At 45.7% G+C, this 17,109-nt stretch carries 12 protein-coding genes and 9 tRNA genes; 19 read left to right on the top strand and 2 right to left on the bottom strand.

Annotated elements, in window-relative coordinates; translation table 11 throughout:
* Positions 1 to 65 precede the first annotated feature (65 nt).
* Positions 66 to 2,624: a DNA mismatch repair protein MutS gene (mutS, locus tag AB4405_RS00005; protein WP_372059143.1), complete on the bottom strand. Its 2,559-nt coding sequence runs from the start codon at positions 2,622 to 2,624 to the stop codon at positions 66 to 68.
* A 151-nt stretch (positions 2,625 to 2,775) separates the two neighbouring features.
* Here mutS and pncC point away from each other — a divergent pair, with 151 nt between their 5' ends.
* From pncC to AB4405_RS00090, 17 genes are all read left to right on the top strand, one after another.
* On the top strand, positions 2,776 to 3,276 hold the full coding sequence (pncC, locus tag AB4405_RS00010; protein WP_372059144.1) for a nicotinamide-nucleotide amidase: 501 nt from the start codon (positions 2,776 to 2,778) through the stop codon (positions 3,274 to 3,276).
* 149 nt (positions 3,277 to 3,425) lie between these two features.
* Positions 3,426 to 4,466: a recombinase RecA gene (gene recA, locus AB4405_RS00015; RefSeq protein WP_102471350.1), complete on the top strand. Its 1,041-nt coding sequence runs from the start codon at positions 3,426 to 3,428 to the stop codon at positions 4,464 to 4,466.
* A gap of 312 nt (positions 4,467 to 4,778) precedes the next feature.
* Positions 4,779 to 7,364, top strand: a complete 2,586-nt coding sequence (gene alaS, locus AB4405_RS00020; protein ID WP_372059145.1) for an alanine--tRNA ligase — start codon at positions 4,779 to 4,781, stop codon at positions 7,362 to 7,364.
* A gap of 237 nt (positions 7,365 to 7,601) precedes the next feature.
* Entirely contained in the window at positions 7,602 to 8,789 is a 1,188-nt protein-coding gene (locus tag AB4405_RS00025) for an aspartate kinase (protein ID WP_372059146.1), read from the top strand.
* A gap of 92 nt (positions 8,790 to 8,881) precedes the next feature.
* Entirely contained in the window at positions 8,882 to 9,079 is a 198-nt protein-coding gene (gene csrA, locus AB4405_RS00030) for a carbon storage regulator CsrA (protein ID WP_009847619.1), read from the top strand.
* Between the two features lie 210 nt (positions 9,080 to 9,289).
* Positions 9,290 to 9,382: transfer RNA gene (locus AB4405_RS00035), tRNA-Ser, on the top strand.
* Between the two features lie 50 nt (positions 9,383 to 9,432).
* Positions 9,433 to 9,509: transfer RNA gene (locus tag AB4405_RS00040), tRNA-Arg, on the top strand.
* Positions 9,510 to 9,544: 35 nt separating this feature from the next.
* Positions 9,545 to 9,637, top strand: a tRNA-Ser gene (locus tag AB4405_RS00045).
* 65 nt (positions 9,638 to 9,702) lie between these two features.
* Positions 9,703 to 9,779: transfer RNA gene (locus AB4405_RS00050), tRNA-Arg, on the top strand.
* Between the two features lie 122 nt (positions 9,780 to 9,901).
* Positions 9,902 to 9,978: transfer RNA gene (locus AB4405_RS00055), tRNA-Arg, on the top strand.
* A 118-nt stretch (positions 9,979 to 10,096) separates the two neighbouring features.
* Positions 10,097 to 10,173: transfer RNA gene (locus AB4405_RS00060), tRNA-Arg, on the top strand.
* 118 nt (positions 10,174 to 10,291) lie between these two features.
* Positions 10,292 to 10,368, top strand: a tRNA-Arg gene (locus AB4405_RS00065).
* A gap of 118 nt (positions 10,369 to 10,486) precedes the next feature.
* Positions 10,487 to 10,563, top strand: a tRNA-Arg gene (locus AB4405_RS00070).
* A gap of 118 nt (positions 10,564 to 10,681) precedes the next feature.
* A tRNA-Arg gene (locus AB4405_RS00075) sits at positions 10,682 to 10,758 on the top strand.
* Between the two features lie 399 nt (positions 10,759 to 11,157).
* The gene (locus AB4405_RS00080; RefSeq protein WP_102468227.1) at positions 11,158 to 11,415 is read left to right on the top strand and encodes an oxaloacetate decarboxylase subunit gamma; all 258 of its coding nucleotides are present in this window, start codon (positions 11,158 to 11,160) and stop codon (positions 11,413 to 11,415) included.
* 31 nt (positions 11,416 to 11,446) lie between these two features.
* A complete protein-coding gene (oadA, locus tag AB4405_RS00085; RefSeq protein WP_372059147.1) occupies positions 11,447 to 13,234 on the top strand; it encodes a sodium-extruding oxaloacetate decarboxylase subunit alpha in 1,788 nt (595 codons plus the stop codon).
* A 9-nt stretch (positions 13,235 to 13,243) separates the two neighbouring features.
* Positions 13,244 to 14,374 (top strand): sodium ion-translocating decarboxylase subunit beta, encoded by a 1,131-nt coding sequence (locus AB4405_RS00090; protein ID WP_102468229.1) that lies wholly within the window; start codon positions 13,244 to 13,246, stop codon positions 14,372 to 14,374.
* Positions 14,375 to 14,436: 62 nt separating this feature from the next.
* Here the strand turns inward: AB4405_RS00090 and AB4405_RS00095 are convergent, their stop codons facing one another.
* Positions 14,437 to 15,609 (bottom strand): OmpP1/FadL family transporter, encoded by a 1,173-nt coding sequence (locus AB4405_RS00095; protein WP_372059149.1) that lies wholly within the window; start codon positions 15,607 to 15,609, stop codon positions 14,437 to 14,439.
* 98 nt (positions 15,610 to 15,707) lie between these two features.
* On the opposite strand from AB4405_RS00095, the gene AB4405_RS00100 reads away from it, so the two are divergent.
* Complete coding sequence (locus tag AB4405_RS00100) at positions 15,708 to 16,658, top strand: NADP-dependent oxidoreductase (RefSeq protein ID WP_372059150.1); 951 nt, start codon at positions 15,708 to 15,710, stop codon at positions 16,656 to 16,658.
* A complete protein-coding gene (locus AB4405_RS00105; RefSeq protein WP_372059151.1) occupies positions 16,652 to 17,107 on the top strand; it encodes a YqaA family protein in 456 nt (151 codons plus the stop codon). The genes AB4405_RS00100 and AB4405_RS00105 overlap by 7 nt, the downstream gene beginning before the upstream one ends.
* The last annotated feature ends 2 nt before the right edge of the window (positions 17,108 to 17,109 follow it).

Raw genomic sequence — 17,109 nt, forward strand, 5'->3', positions numbered from 1 at the left:
ACTTTAACTGATCGGCATTAACCCCTGAGGTCGTTTTTTATTGGTTTTTTGAACCAGACTACTCGTTACAGTAACTGCTTTAATCGATACAGAGCTTCCAGTGCTTGCCTTGGTGTAAGCTCATCGGGATCGATACTAGCCAAGGCCTCTTCAACTTCACTCGGTTCGGGGATCAGGCTGAGTTGATTCGCAATATCAACCTGCGAGGATGAAGGTGCAGGCTTCTGGGCCAGCTGCTCAAGTTGATTCAGTTTTTGACGGGCATTTTTAATCACGGTTTTAGGGACACCAGCCAGCCCAGCAACGGCGAGACCGTACGATTTACTTGCGGCACCTTCTTGAACGGCGTGCATGAAAGCGATGGAATCGCCATGCTCGACGGCGTCCAAATGAACGTTGGCTAAGTGTGGCATTTGATTCGGCAGCTCGGTTAACTCAAAATAATGCGTAGCAAACAATGTCATGGCACCGATTTTAGATGCTAACCATTCTGCACTTGCCCATGCGAGAGATAAGCCATCGTAGGTACTGGTTCCGCGTCCTATTTCATCCATCAACACCAAACTATTTGGTGTGGCGTTGTGAAGAATATTGGCGGTTTCGGTCATCTCAACCATGAATGTTGAGCGTCCAGATGCCAAATCGTCAGATGCCCCTATTCGAGTGAAAATACGATCAATAGAACCAATGTCAGCGCTTTCAGCTGGGACATAAGAACCAATATGGGCAAGTAGGGCAATCAGTGCGGTTTGGCGCATATAAGTGGATTTACCACCCATATTCGGACCCGTGATGATCAGCATTTGCCGTTCAGCGCTGAGTGAGATCGGATTAGCAATAAACGGGTCGCTCATGACTTGTTCAACAACCGGATGGCGACCGCCCTGGATATGAAGCCCGACCTGATCGCTAATGGTTGGTCGGCAATAATCTAGGCTTTCAGCTCGTTCTGCTAAATTTTGCAGTACATCGAGTTGGGAAAGTGCAGAGGCAAGGTTTTGAAATTGCTCTAACTGAGGAAGCAGTAAATCGAACAGGGATTCCCAAAGCCTTTTTTCTATCGCAAGTGCTTTTGATTTAGAGCTCAATACCTTATCTTCGTGCTCTTTTAGTTCAGGAATGATGTAGCGTTCGGCATTTTTTAAGGTTTGGCGACGTACGTAGTGGGGCGGCACTAAATGGCTTTGACCACGACTGACCTGGATGAAAAATCCATGTACATTGTTGTAGCCTACTTTTAACGTATCGATACCGTGACGTTCACGCTCGTCCAGTTCTAGCTTATCCAAATACGCAGTGGCACCGTTGGCCAGATCGCGCCATTCATCTAATTCAGCATGATAACCATCAGCAATGACGCCACCATCTCGAATAACGACCGGTGGGTTATCTTTTATTGCCCGCTCCAATAATTCACAGGCCTCATTCATCGGGGCAGAAAATTGCGCGAGTTGCTGCAAGTACGGGTGTGATACCGATTCTAAGCAAGTGGCAAGCTCAGGCAGTTGTTGTAACGCACTGCGAAGGCGTGCCATATCTCTAGGTCTTGCGGAGCGTAATGCTAGGCGAGCAAGGATTCGTTCGATATCACCAATATGTTTAAGGACAGGTGCCAGCTCGCCAAATAGCGTCTCTTCTTTAATTTCAGCAATCGCATCAAGACGATAATTGAGCGTTTTCTGACAGCGCATTGGCTGATGGATCCAACGCTTAAGCATACGGCTGCCCATTGCAGTCGCAGTGTGATCAAGCACCTCAGAAAGGGTATTGTCGTAACCACCAGACAGGTTTTGCGTTAGCTCTAGATTTCGTCGCGTGGCGGCATCTAAAATCACGGATTGTTCTTGGCTGATAAGCGTCAGAGCGCGGATATGAGGCAATGCAGTTCGCTGAGTGTCTTTGACGTACTGAATCAAGCAGCCTGCAGCTGAAAGCCCTAAAAGACAGTGTTCTACACCAAAACCAACGAGATCTTTGGTTCCAAATTGCTGATTGAGTTGCTGGCGAGCGGTGTCAATTTCAAACTCCCAAACTGGGCGGCGGCGATTGCCATTCCGGTTGGCCATGATGTCGACGGGCGAAAAGTCTTCTGGAAAGAGCAGTTCTTTTGGGGCCGTTCGTTGTAACTCCGCAAGCATGGCTTCTTCGGTTTCTGGTTCACAAAGTTGGAATCGACCTGAGGTGATATCCAGCGTCGCGTAACCAAATTTACCGTTATGGTGATAGATCGCTGCAATTAGGTTATCAAGACGCTCGGATAGCAACGCCTCGTCAGTCACGGTTCCCGGTGTCACGATACGAACAACCCGACGCTCGACTGGGCCCTTGCTGGTGGCAGGATCTCCCACCTGTTCGCAAATAGCAACCGACTCACCTAATTGGACTAATTTGGCTAGGTAACCTTCTACGGCGTGAAAAGGGACACCAGCCATTGGGATCGGCTCACCAGCCGAAGCACCACGTTTGGTGAGAGAAATTCCGAGCAACTGCGAGGCATTTTTAGCATCGTCATAAAATAGCTCGTAGAAATCTCCCATGCGGTAAAAAAGCAATATCTCTGGGTTCTCAGCTTTGAGTTTCAGGTATTGCTGCATCATTGGCGTGTGTTTTTGTTCCGATTTCACTGTGACATCTTTGCTGCTGGTTTCGAGTGTTGCTAGGATACGTGAAACCATCGTGAGCGGAAAGAGACGATTGCGAGTTAGAGGTGCATTGAAAGTAAGTATACTATCGTAAAAGATGGATTGGCTTTAAGCGCGTAGAAGGATTAAGTTTATGCACAACATTCAAGAACTCAGCTTAACGCTCGGTATGTTGTTACAAGACAAACAACAAGTATTGGTCACGGCAGAATCTTGTACTGGCGGTGGGATTGCTACGGCTATTACCGATATTGCTGGCAGCTCAACGTGGTTTGATCGAGCGTTTGTAACCTACAGTAATGAAGCCAAATTTGAAATGTTAAAGGTGCAGCCTGAAACGTTGTATCGAGAGGGGGCTGTCAGTGAATCTGTCGTTATTGAAATGGCCGATGGTGCATTGCAATACTCTAATGGTACGTTGAGCGTCGCTGTCAGCGGTATCGCTGGCCCAGGTGGTGGAAGTGATGATAAGCCCGTTGGGACGGTATGCTTTGCCTGGGCATCGTCACATGGGTGGCGTTTGACTCAGACATGTTGTTTTAATGGAGACCGAGCACAAGTCAGGCAGCAAGCGGTATTACACGCGCTGCTCATCTTGTATCATTCCGTGCTCGAAGGCTCAGCATTGAAATAAACCGAATAAAAATATCATACAGGTATAGACACTGTATGAATCAACAGTATAATAAAACCATATCGCGGTCACTTTTAATACGAGCCGCTCACTTATTTTAAGAATTGCGCATAGCGTGTTATCCCAGCCGGATAATTGTGGAGAAAGTAATGGACGAGAATAAAAAAAAGGCATTAGCAGCAGCACTAGGTCAGATTGAGAAGCAATTTGGTAAAGGCTCTATCATGCGTCTTGGTGATAACCGTACGATGGATGTTGAAACTATCTCAACGGGCTCGCTTTCTCTGGATATCGCTCTTGGAGCTGGCGGTTTGCCGATGGGACGTATCGTTGAGGTTTACGGCCCTGAATCTTCTGGTAAGACAACGCTAACGCTTGAACTCATTGCGGCTGCGCAACGTGTTGGAAAAACGTGTGCATTTATCGATGCCGAGCACGCTCTTGACCCTATCTATGCTAAAAAGCTGGGTGTTGATATTGATGCACTATTGGTTTCTCAACCAGATACGGGTGAGCAAGCGCTTGAAATTTGTGATGCTTTAGCACGCTCCGGTGCGATTGACGTTATGGTTATTGACTCCGTGGCAGCGTTGACGCCAAAAGCTGAGATCGAAGGTGAAATGGGCGACAGCCACATGGGCCTTCAAGCGCGTATGCTTTCTCAAGCAATGCGTAAGCTAACCGGTAACCTTAAACAGTCAAATTGTATGTGTATCTTCATTAACCAAATTCGTATGAAAATTGGTGTGATGTTTGGTAACCCAGAGACGACGACAGGTGGTAATGCACTGAAATTCTACGCGTCGGTACGTTTAGATATTCGTCGTACAGGTTCTATCAAAGAAGGCGATGAAATCGTAGGTAATGAAACACGTATCAAGGTTGTTAAGAACAAGATTGCTGCACCATTTAAACAAGCTGAGACTCAAATCTTATACGGCAAAGGATTTAACCGTGAAGGTGAGCTGATTGATTTGGGCGTGAAGAACAAACTCGTAGAAAAAGCGGGTGCATGGTATAGCTATAATGGTGACAAGATTGGTCAAGGTAAAGCAAACGCGGGTAAATACCTACGTGAGCATCCAGAAGCGGCATTGGCTATTGACACGAAGCTACGTGAAATGCTGTTAACACCAGCAGTACCAGAAGAACCAACAGCGGGCGAAGAGCCAGTTGAAGAAGAGTTTTAACCTCAACTTTTATTAACAAAGCCTCGCATTGCGGGGCTTTGTTGTTTTGTCGCCTTTGGTTTTTATCGATTACCCTACCGATTCCCTCATTCATTTTAGCGCGCTTTCAAGTCTGCCTTTCGAATTGACCACAATCGTTCTTGTTTAAACACTGTTAAAGCGTGTGTCAGCATACATCACGTTTGTGAGCAAGTTTGTCCGAAGAAATCGCTTTGTTTCTGGGCTTTTTTATGAGAAGACTAGGCGAATCCTTATTCATGGGGTTACAATATGTCCCCAAAATCTAACTCGAATTATTTCAGGAAAAGCTGCATGTACATGAGCACAGATGAGGTTCGCAACGCGTTCCTTAAGTTCTTTGAGAGCAAAGGGCACCAAATCGTAGAAAGTTCATCATTGGTTCCTCACAATGATCCAACGTTGCTTTTCACTAACGCCGGAATGAACCAGTTTAAAGACTGCTTCTTAGGCTCAGAGAAACGCAGCTACACACGCGCAACCACATCACAACGCTGTGTACGTGCTGGTGGTAAACACAACGATCTTGAGAACGTTGGCTTTACTGCTCGTCACCATACTTTCTTCGAAATGCTGGGTAACTTCAGTTTTGGTGATTACTTCAAAGACGATGCGATTGGTTTTGCCTGGGAATTCCTGACTGAAACACTAAAATTGCCAAAAGAGCGCTTACTCGTCACGATTTACGAGACTGATGACGAAGCGTTTGAAATTTGGAATAAGAAAATTGGTATACCTGCCGATCGTATTGTTCGTATTGGTGACAAAAAAGGTGGTAAAGCGTTCGAGTCAGATAACTTCTGGCAGATGGGCGATACAGGACCATGTGGCCCTTGTACTGAAATTTTCTATGATCACGGTGAGCACATTTGGGGCGGACGCCCGGGGACACCTGAAGAAGACGGTGACCGTTTTATTGAGATCTGGAATAACGTATTTATGCAGTTTAACCGTCATGCTGACGGGACGATGGAGCCGCTACCGAAGCCATCCGTCGATACTGGCATGGGTATTGAGCGTATCTCTGCGATTATGCAAGGCGTTCATTCAAACTATGAAATTGATGTTTTCCAAACATTGATTAAAGATGCGGCTGAGACGATTGGCTACGAAGACCTATCTAACCAGTCTTTGCGTGTTATTGCTGACCACATTCGTTCATGTTCATTCCTAATTGTTGATGGTGTTATGCCATCAAATGAAGGCCGTGGCTATGTATTGCGTCGCATTATCCGTCGTGCGGTTCGTCATGGTAACAAGCTAGGCGCGCAGGGTGCATTTTTCTACAAGTTAGTCGGTACATTGGCAACGGTCATGGGTACTGCTGGCGAAGAGCTTAAAAAGCAACAAGCACTTGTTGAAAAAGTATTGCGCATTGAAGAAGAGAACTTTAGCCGCACGCTCGAGCGTGGCATGGTTATTCTAAACGACGCATTAGATGCATTAGGCGAAGAAAAAACCCTCGATGGCGAAACGGTATTCAAGCTATATGATACCTACGGCTTCCCAGCTGATTTAACCAATGATGTTGCTCGTGAGAGAGAATTTGCGATTGATGAGGAAGGTTTTGAGAAGGCAATGGAAGCACAGCGCCAGCGTGCCCGTGAAGCGGGACAGTTTGGTACTGACTACAACGCAACAATCAAAGTTGATACTCATACTGATTTCTGTGGTTACACGGCAACTCAAGGTTCAAGCTCGATTGCTTCAATGTTTGTTGAAGGCAACGAGGTAGAAACATTGTCGGCTGGTGATAGCGCGATTGTTGTTCTTGAAGAGACCCCATTTTATGCCGAATCAGGTGGTCAATGTGGTGACGCTGGTATTTTAAAAACATCGGCTGGGGTGTTTAAAGTTAACGATACCCAGAAGCTTGGTAATGCGATTGCACACCACGGTGAGTTGGTTGAAGGTGTACTCGCTAAAGGCGATGACGTAGAAGCTATCGTTGATGCGTCGCGTCGCGAAGCGATTACGTTGAACCACTCGGCAACTCACTTACTACATGCAGCACTGCGCCAAGTACTAGGTGAGCATGTTGCTCAGAAAGGGTCTTTAGTTAAAGCAGATAGCTTACGCTTTGACTTTTCTCATCTTGAAGCAATGACAAAAGATGAAATTAAGACGGTCGAACGTCTGGTTAATGCACAAGTTCGTACGAACCACAGCATTGACACTGAAGTCATGGATATTGAATCAGCGAAAAAGAAAGGTGCCATGGCACTGTTCGGTGAGAAATATGATGATGAGGTTCGCGTATTAACTATGGGTGAGTTCTCGACAGAGCTGTGTGGTGGTATCCACGCTCGCAATACTGGCGATATCGGTTTATTCAAGATCACCTCAGAAGGCGGGATTGCCGCTGGCATCCGTCGTATTGAAGCGGTTACCGGTGAGACGGCTCTCGATGCGCTGGAAGCTCAACAGCATGCGTTTGAAGATAAGTTGGCTGAGTCTGTACAGAAATCTAAGACTCTAGAAAAAGAGATTCAACAGCTGAAAGACAAGATGGCTGCCGCAGAAAGCGCAAACATCATGGGTAAAGTTGAAGATATCGCTGGGACCAAGGTACTTGTTGCTGCAATTGAAGGCGCAGACAATAAGAACCTACGCGTAATGGTAGATAATGCAAAAAACCAAGTAGGTAGCGGTATTATCTTAATTGCCAACGTAGCGGATGGAAAAGTTGGCCTCATTGCTGGCGTAACCAAAGATCTTATCGGTAAAGTTAAAGCGGGTGACCTTGTTAAAATGGTTGCCGAGCAGATTGGTGGTAAGGGTGGTGGTCGTCCTGATATGGCACAAGCTGGCGGTACGGATGTTGAGGCGCTGCCTGACGCACTCCAGTCTATTCGTGGTTGGTTAGAAGAACGTTTGTAGCGATCTAATAACATGACAACAATGCCCAATTAACGGTGGTTAATTGGGCATTGTTACGTCTAGGTATGAATAAAAAAGACATGTGGGTATGGCGGATTAATGCCGTCATATTACACGTGTGATTGATTTTTGGTGTTGCCTTGAGATTGATAAGGCATCTCGGATTAAGTCACGATCTCTCTACGGTCGTATTTTGATAAAGGGCACTTGATTGTTGTCTTGGGAAGGTGGAAACCGGTGAAAAAACCGTTAATCGTACAAAAATTTGGTGGAACGTCTGTTGGGTCGATTGAACGAATCCAACATGTCGCTGAACAAATTATTCGAGAAAAGAAAGCGGGCAGTCAATTAGTTGTCGTTGTGTCAGCAATGTCAGGCGAAACCAATCGATTGCTTAACCTAGCAAAGCAGATAGACAGTGTCCCTAACGCTCGTGAACTGGATGCTTTATTGTCTACGGGGGAGCAAGTATCAATGGCGCTTCTTTCAATGACATTAAGTAAGCTGGGCTATCGTGCGATTTCTTTGACGGGTTCTCAGGCTCAGATTCAGACCAATAACCAGCATAACAATGCAACGATTAGCGATATTAATCCCCAAGTAATAAAGCAATATTTAAATGACGACCAGATTGTCATTATTGCTGGCTTTCAGGGTGTCAATGAGAGAAACGATGTCACCACGTTAGGTCGAGGCGGCTCGGACACGACGGCAGTGACATTAGCTGGCGTCCTTGGGGCTAATGAGTGCCAAATCTATACCGATGTTGATGGCATTTATACGGGCGACCCAAGAGTGGTTAACAATGCTCAACGTCTAGAGAATATTAACTTCCCTGCAATGGCTGAAATGTCGAGAAAGGGAGCTAAAGTATTGCATTTGCCTTGTGTCGAGTATGCGTGGCAGCATCAAGTTCCTTTGAGAGTACTTTCAAGCTTTCAGTCTGGAGAAGGCACACTTGTCCAAGGTGATGAGCCGACTGCGGGCATTTTAGGTATTGCTGTACAAAAGCAATTACTCTCTTTAACGGTTCCGTACAAGAATAAACATCATATCGTTCAACAATCGATGTTATGTGGCGTTGGGATTGAATACTGGGTCGAGAAAGCGGAGCATTGCGCACTGATTATCAAGGAAGAGGCTTTTGATAAGATAACGTCGCTATTAGATGGTTTGGTTATCAAAAAACAAGAAGTTGGCTTAGTGACCGTTGTTGGTCAGGTAAGGTCATCATTTTCCTCACAATCTCAACAACTTCTCAACTTAGCTGAAATATCTGTCCTACACTTTTGTGAAGATAAACACTCATTTACCCTAGTTATAGAGTCTGGGACTATCGACAAAGCGACTAACGTACTGCATGATAACTACATTATCCCCAATGAAACGGTTTCAAGAGAAGAGAAACTGGTCTGTTTGGGGTAATTATTTGTCATAAGATAGTTTACGAAAATATAACTTTTGTTGGATAATGAGTTTCGTAGCAAGATAATTAGAGATTACTCAAGGAGCAAAGAATGCTGATTTTGACTCGCCGCGTTGGCGAAACATTAATGATTGGTGACGAAGTCACTGTTACTGTATTGGGTGTAAAGGGTAACCAGGTTCGCATTGGTGTTAATGCTCCTAAAGAAGTGTCAGTGCACCGTGAAGAAATTTACATGCGCATTCAGGCAGAGAAAGGAAATGGTAATGTTGCACCAGGCAACTACTAATTTCTTTTAAAGAAGGCTAGCATTTTGCTGGCCTTTTTATTAACGATAGTTTGTGATCATGTTCTTGTCTTCGTTCGAAATTTAAACAGCAAAAATGTGCTTATGTGGCAGTTTGATTAAATTGCCAACGGTTAACCTGTTTTTTCAAGTTTTTGCCAAGAAAGTGTTTGACTTATTTTTGGTAAATCGTAATATGTGCCTCCGCAAGACGGTGAGGTGGCCGAGAGGCTGAAGGCGCTCCCCTGCTAAGGGAGTATACGGTTTATAGCCGTATCGAGGGTTCGAATCCCTCCCTCACCGCCATTCTTGCGCTACTTAATTGATTGGATTTATTCATGATTTAAGTAAATGTTGCGCCCTTAGCTCAGCTGGATAGAGTACCTGGCTACGAACCAGGCGGTCGGAGGTTCGAATCCTCCAGGGCGCACCACTTCCTTTTGCACAGGAAGATTAGCAATACAAGACGGTGAGGTGGCCGAGAGGCTGAAGGCGCTCCCCTGCTAAGGGAGTATACGGTTTATAGCCGTATCGAGGGTTCGAATCCCTCCCTCACCGCCATTATTGTCCTTAGGGCATTTTTTTTGTTTCTAAGACAATACAATGTGATGATCTTCACATTTTGTGCGCCCTTAGCTCAGCTGGATAGAGTACCTGGCTACGAACCAGGCGGTCGGAGGTTCGAATCCTCCAGGGCGCACCACTATTTAGAATGATGGGTTATAAGCTGAATTAGTTTTATAGCGGATCGTTCAATAAAAAAAGGGCATTGTCCTGTAGAGTAGTAATACATACGAAAGCAACACATACAAAAAGCAACATTGTGCGCCCTTAGCTCAGCTGGATAGAGTACCTGGCTACGAACCAGGCGGTCGGAGGTTCGAATCCTCCAGGGCGCACCACTATTTAGAATGATGGGTTATAAGCTGAATTAGTTTTATAGCGGGTTGTTCGATAAAAGGGCATTGTCCTGATGTGTAGTGATACGCACGAAAGTAACACATAGAAAAGCAACATTGTGCGCCCTTAGCTCAGCTGGATAGAGTACCTGGCTACGAACCAGGCGGTCGGAGGTTCGAATCCTCCAGGGCGCACCACTAATTAGAACGATGGGTTATAAACTGATTTGAGTTTTTAGCGGGTTGTTCAATAAAAGGGCATTGTCCTGATGTGTAGTGATACGCACGAAAGTAAGAGATAGAAAAGCAACATTGTGCGCCCTTAGCTCAGCTGGATAGAGTACCTGGCTACGAACCAGGCGGTCGGAGGTTCGAATCCTCCAGGGCGCACCACTAATTAGAACGATGGGTTATAAACTGATTTGAGTTTTTAGCGGGTTGTTCGATAAAAGGGCATTGTCCTGATGTGTAGCGATACGCACGAAAGTAAGAGATAGAAAAGTAACATTGTGCGCCCTTAGCTCAGCTGGATAGAGTACCTGGCTACGAACCAGGCGGTCGGAGGTTCGAATCCTCCAGGGCGCACCACTAATTAGAACGATGGGTTATAAACTGATTAGAGTTTTTAGCGGGTTGTTCGATAAAAGGGCATTGTCCTGATGTGTAGCGATACACACGAAAGTAAGACATACAAAAGCAACATTGTGCGCCCTTAGCTCAGCTGGATAGAGTACCTGGCTACGAACCAGGCGGTCGGAGGTTCGAATCCTCCAGGGCGCACCACTTTTCTTAAGCCCTGCTTTATAGCAGGGTTTTTTATTAACAAAAATTTAGCATTTAAGTAACCTTTTAATTACAAATCTTTGTTTTTTAAAGATAATTTTTGGTAATTTTAAGCGTATCTCAGTTTTTAATCCTCACTTTGTTATGTTGTTAACTCAGTATGAAGTTCTGTGTAACTTGCATTACACGATAATTTGTCGGCTTCATCATGGTTTTTCGTTTGAATGACGTTTTAATGACAACTCTACATTAAACAAAATTGACAAACTTTCACCAATCGAGATAATCCTAGTCCTCTTGCAATGGAACCAATGCAAGAACGTATGCATATCTAACCTTAGGCGATGATGCCTATACTCGGTTGAATGACTTGTCAGGATGACAAAGAAAGGACGCAAAATGACTAATATTGGAAGCCTGCTAGGAGATGCGGCTACCCTGATGCTAACGGGCATGTCCGTTGTATTCGTATTTCTCACAATTCTTGTTTATCTCGTTCGGTTAATGTCGAAATTGGTACCAGAAGAAGTACCAGAGCCGATCGCTGCCCCAAAACAATTGAAACCACAACCATCCCCATCGAATGCTGTTAGCCCAAGTGTTGTTGCTGCTATTTCTGCAGCTGTACATCAGTACCGCACTTCGGCCGCGAAATAGATTGAGTTAAGATTAAAAGGAGTTAATGAGCATGTCTAAACCACTAGCTATCACGGATGTGGTACTTCGTGACGCCCATCAATCGCTATTTGCTACTCGTATGCGAATTGAAGATATGTTACCAATTGCAGCAGAGCTGGATAAAATCGGTTACTGGTCATTGGAAACGTGGGGAGGTGCGACGTTTGATTCTTGTATTCGATTCTTAGGAGAAGACCCTTGGGAGCGGTTACGTGAGTTAAAGAGAGCGATGCCTAATACGCCAATGCAGATGCTTCTGCGCGGACAAAACCTACTAGGTTATCGTCATTACGCTGATGATGTGGTTGAGAAGTTTGTTGAACGTGCTCACGCCAATGGCATGGATGTCTTCCGTATCTTCGATGCGATGAATGATGTACGTAACTTTGAAAAGGCTGTGAAAGCCACCGTTGATGTTGGCGCACATGCACAAGGCACACTGTCATATACGACGAGCCCAGTGCACAACACCGACACATGGGTTGATCTCGCGAAACGTCTTGAAGATTTAGGTTGTCACTCTCTTTGCATCAAAGATATGGCAGGCTTATTAAAGCCTTATGAAGCCGAAGACCTTATTACTAGGATCAAAGCATCGTGTGATGTTCCTTTGGCCTTGCATTGTCATGCAACCACTGGTCTCTCTGCTGCAACAGCAGTGAAGGCTGTCGAAGCTGGCATTGATATCCTAGACACTGCTATCTCCTCTATGAGTCAGACATACGGCCATACACCAACAGAAACGGTTGTTGCGATGCTGCAAGGCACAGAGCGTGATACCAATCTTAAATTGGAACAGATTGAACCTGTTGCGGCGTACTTTAGAGAGGTTCGTAAGAAGTACGCGAAATGGGAGGGGCAAATGAAAGGGGTTGATTCCCGAATTTTGATTGCCCAAGTTCCAGGTGGCATGCTAACGAATATGGAAGGGCAACTTAAAGAGCAAGGTGCAGCGGATCGCCTTGATGAAGTGCTTGAAGAGATCCCACGTGTACGTGAAGATCTTGGTCATATACCATTGGTCACACCAACATCGCAAATAGTGGGTACTCAAGCGGTCATTAACGTCCTGACAGGTGAGCGTTACAAGAGCATTACGAAAGAGACGGCTGGCGTTCTAAAAGGTGAATACGGTACGGCACCAGCTCCCGTAAATGCAGAACTTCAAGCGAAGGTGCTTGCTGGTGCTAAGCCTATTACTTGTCGTCCGGCAGATTTACTTGATGCAGAGATGCATACACTGACCGATGATCTACTGGCTAAAGCGAAATCAGAAGGTATTTCTTTGGCTGAAGATACGGTTGATGATGTACTGACTTATGCCTTGTTCCCTCAGGTAGGTCTTAAGTTTCTGAAGAATCGCCGCAACCCTGATGCGTTTGAACCTGCACCAACTCTTGAGTCAGCTCAGCCTGCATCTCCAGTGGTCGCATCGACGCCAAGTGCCACAGGCATTGAAGCTTATAGTGTGAAAGTCGATGGTCAAGTCTATGACGTTGAAGTGGGTCCAAAAGGAGAATTAACGTCCGTTACGCCTTCAAATGCCCAAGTCGCGACTCAAGCCGCACCCGTTGCCCCCACCAATATTGAAGCGGTAGGTGCCCCCTTAGCTGGAAATATTTTTAAAGTAAACGTGGCATCCGGTACTCAAGTTCAAGAAGGCGACGTACTGCTTATTTTAGAAGCCATGAAAATGGAAACAGAAGTGCGCGCGGCGCAAAGTGGTGTTGTGCACGATATACATGTCAAAGAGGGCGATGCGGTTACCGTTGGCGCTCCTCTCGTCAGTTTGGCATAAGGGAGTACCATGGACGGATTGATGACCTTATGGTCAGAAACAGGGATCGCTAACTTTGAGTTTGGTCAGATCTGTATGATGTTAGTGGGTGGTTTGTTACTTTTCTTAGCGATAAAGAAAGGTTTTGAACCACTGCTGTTGCTACCGATTGGTTTTGGTGCCGTACTGGCGAATATTCCCAATGCAGGGTTCACCGACCCCGGTGGCCTGCTGTATTACGTGTACTACATCGGGATTGAAACAGGGGTCTTCCCTCTTTTAATCTTTATGGGGGTAGGGGCCATGACCGATTTTGGTGCGCTGATCGCCAACCCTAAAACGTTGTGGTTAGGCGCAGCAGCGCAGTTTGGTATCTTTGCTACGTTGTTCGGTGCAATTTTGCTTAACTACATACCAGGTATGGAGTTCTCGATGCCAGATGCGGCATCGATTGCCATTATCGGTGGTGCTGATGGACCAACCGCTATCTTCTTAGCCAGCCGTTTGTCGCCAGACTTATTGGGTGCGATTGCGGTTGCTGCCTATAGCTATATGGCGCTGGTTCCAATCATTCAACCACCGATTATGAAAGCACTGACTAGCCCAGAAGAACGTAAGATCAAAATGGCTCAATTGCGTCATGTCAGCAAAGGAGAGAAAATTCTATTTCCACTTGCCGTATTGTTGATGACTATTTTGTTTTTGCCTTCAGCAACACCGCTTGTTGGTATGTTCTGTCTTGGTAACTTGATGCGTGAAGCTGGTGTTGTCGACCGTTTATCAAAAACGGCCCAAAATGAACTTATTAATATCGTGACTATTTTCTTGGGTCTCGGTGTGGGGTCAAAGCTGCAAGCTGATCAATTCCTGAACTTTGAAACATTGGGTATCTTGGCGTTAGGTGCGGTCGCATTCAGTATTGGTACTGCAGGGGGCGTGCTTATGGCTAAGCTTCTTAATAAGTACTCAAAAGAAGATATTAACCCGTTGATTGGCGCGGCAGGCGTTTCTGCTGTTCCGATGGCAGCACGAGTTGTGAATAAAGTTGGCCTTGAAGCCAACCCACAAAACTTCTTACTGATGCATGCTATGGGACCAAACGTTGCCGGTGTCCTTGGCTCTGCAGTTGCCGCGGGCATACTGTTAGCACTGGTCGGCTAACGTAAAAAGGGGGGGATACCAATGTATCCCCCCTTTTTATTTGGTTTGTTACCTAGTCAACATCAATTAAATTTGTAACTGAGCCCGACGCTTACCCCAACACCGCTATTGCTGACATTCACCAGGGTTTGTTTTCCATCGCTAAATTGCTTTTCTGCATAGTCTTCTTTAAAGCCTGCTACATCGAAAGTGAGGTTTTGTGTAAATCGATAGGCAAGCCCTATGCGGTAACGTATATCATTTCCGCCGTAGCTATCGATGGCTTCATCGGCACTGACACCACCTCGTAAGGTCAATTTATTCCAATCGTAGCTCATAGAAGTGCCGACTCGTTTACTATGGCGATGGCCTTGTAATAACCCGACAGGATCACTGTAATTATTATAGTGGATACCCTGACCATTCCATCGACTTAAGCTAAAGGTATTGTGCCATTGTAGCTGCTCGGTGATTTGAATCGTGCCATAAATACTGGTGATGGAAGGCAGTTGAAACTGAACCTCATCATCTCCAAATTGACTGTCGAATCGATGTGCAATGGCTAGAGTGAACTCTTGGTTTACCGCCCATGTTGCGCTTAACGCACCGCTCCAACCACTGGTGTTGCCAGAGGTTTCAGTTGTGCCGTTACATTGAAATAGGCCGCAACTTTTTTGCTCAAGTAAATAGTCACCGTACAAGTATTCGGCGGTGAGGGCGATACTCACATCGTTATATTGATACGCCAAACTTGGTGCTAAAGAAACAACGATGGGCCTGACCCGAGTCTCCTTTAAATCCGAAATAGGAAGAGGCGCTAAATCAGGCAGTGATATGTCGGCGGCGGTGCGGCTGTATGCGGCTAAGCCGAAATACCAGTTATCATTGATAGGGGTGACCATAAATCCTGCGGGTATAGGGGATGCCTGAGATTTTTGGCTTTCTGTGCCAAAGATGTTGTAGTCAGTCGTGACTTGATAGTAGGTCACGTTAGCGGTCACGGTAGTTTTTTTTAATTGCGTCATGCTGGAGGGCGCAGTCGCTAAGATACTTGCATCAACGGCTTTTGCACCATTTGCACTTGCAAGCGCACTATTGGAGGTAGAAGACTCCCAGAAGTTTAAACCCGTTGCAAAGGATAAGGGGCTGACAAGAGCTAAAGTCAGAGGTGAAAATCGAGAGTAAAGTGGCATGCGCATGATAATGAGTAATCGAGACGATGACAGTAACATGCCTATCTGATGAAATATCAACATTTCGTCAGAATCGTAAATATTTAAGGTTGATTTTTACTCTAGTAGTCTTGGTTTTAAATGGCTAAGATGATGAATACTGCACTAAAAAGGATACTGTCATGTCATGCAAACAAATTGTTATCCCAGAGTTTGGTCAACCTGAGGTTTTGGATATTCGTGAAGTAGCGATCCCTGAACCTGCTGCTGGAGAGGTACTTGTGAAAGTTGCTTATTCAGGTATTAATCCTATCGATGTAAAAACTCGTGCGGGCCTTGGTTGGGCGGCAAACGAAAACAAAGATAATTTGCCATGGGTACCAGGGTATGACATATCGGGTCGTATTGTCGCGTGCGGCGATAACACCTCTCGCTTCTCTATTGATGATGAAGTCGTTGGTTTTATTGGTTTTCCTATTCTTGGTGGGGGCTATAGTCAATATGTGTGTGTACAGGAATCAGAGCTTAGTACCGTCCCTAACTCCGTAACACTGGAAGCCGCTGCAGCGCTGCCTCTGGCAGGACAAACGGCCGCTCAAGCGATTAACAAAGCGAACATTCAGGCAGGAGAACGTGTTCTGATTTTAGCTGGCGCGGGGGGCGTCGGGCACATTGCGGTCCAAATAGCGGTGGCCGCTAAAGCTGACGTGTATACCACCTGTAGTGAGCGAAACTTAGATTACTTGGCTACATTAGGGGCACATGCTATCAACTATGAATTTGCTCCCGCGTCTGAGCGTATTTCTGATGTTGATGTCCTGATTGATCTTGTTGGGGGCGACGTCGCACTTGATGCTTTGAAGTGTCTCAAAGACCACGCACGCGTCATTACGATTCCTACCTTGTCTGCACAGAGGGTGTGTGAAAAAGCAACCTTATTGGGCTTTTCCGCAAGTGGTATGCTTGTATCGCCGGATACAAAACAAATGGAAACGCTGTTGTACATGGTGAGTGTGGGTTTGTTGAAAACTGAAATACAACATATATACCCATTGCATGATGTAGTGGACGCTCACAAGCAAGTTGAAACAAGTCGAACTCGCGGTAAAGTGTTGCTGGATATGCAATGCTAGAGTCGTTTTCTCAATATCTTGCGCAATCTTGGTTTGCCGACTCTGCGCTGGCCGTTTTATTTATCTCTGGATTTTTAAGTGCCACGTTACTTCCCGGTGGCTCTGAAGCTGGGTTAGTCGCGACACTGAGTCTGGGGCAATACAGTACATTGATGATCATTTTGGTCGCAACGGTTGGGAACACGTTGGGTGGCCTGACAAACTATTGGATAGGACTTTGGCTGCCAAATCGAACTCAAAATGAAAAGCATGGTCATAAAGCCATAGCTTGGTTACAAAAATATGGCTACTGGACACTTTTGTTGAGCTGGCTCCCAGTCATAGGCGATCCGTTGTGTTTGGCCGCTGGGTGGCTAAGAATGAAGTTTCTTCCTTGTGTTGTGCTTATCGCAATTGGTAAAGCGCTTCGTTATGCTGCATTAGCAGCGATTTTCTTCGGTGTATTTTAAGG

This window comes from Vibrio sp. 10N.261.51.F12 (genome assembly GCF_041471725.1).
Classification (GTDB): domain Bacteria; phylum Pseudomonadota; class Gammaproteobacteria; order Enterobacterales; family Vibrionaceae; genus Vibrio.

Coding starts and splice junctions, on each gene's coding strand:
- pncC (WP_372059144.1), top strand. CDS start 2,776: ATGCACAACATTCAAGAACTCAGCTTAACGCTCGGTATGTTGTTACAA.
- recA (WP_102471350.1), top strand. CDS start 3,426: ATGGACGAGAATAAAAAAAAGGCATTAGCAGCAGCACTAGGTCAGATT.
- alaS (WP_372059145.1), top strand. CDS start 4,779: ATGTACATGAGCACAGATGAGGTTCGCAACGCGTTCCTTAAGTTCTTT.
- csrA (WP_009847619.1), top strand. CDS start 8,882: ATGCTGATTTTGACTCGCCGCGTTGGCGAAACATTAATGATTGGTGAC.
- AB4405_RS00080 (WP_102468227.1), top strand. CDS start 11,158: ATGACTAATATTGGAAGCCTGCTAGGAGATGCGGCTACCCTGATGCTA.
- oadA (WP_372059147.1), top strand. CDS start 11,447: ATGTCTAAACCACTAGCTATCACGGATGTGGTACTTCGTGACGCCCAT.
- AB4405_RS00090 (WP_102468229.1), top strand. CDS start 13,244: ATGGACGGATTGATGACCTTATGGTCAGAAACAGGGATCGCTAACTTT.
- AB4405_RS00095 (WP_372059149.1), bottom strand. CDS start 15,609: ATGTTGATATTTCATCAGATAGGCATGTTACTGTCATCGTCTCGATTA.
- AB4405_RS00100 (WP_372059150.1), top strand. CDS start 15,708: ATGTCATGCAAACAAATTGTTATCCCAGAGTTTGGTCAACCTGAGGTT.
- AB4405_RS00105 (WP_372059151.1), top strand. CDS start 16,652: ATGCTAGAGTCGTTTTCTCAATATCTTGCGCAATCTTGGTTTGCCGAC.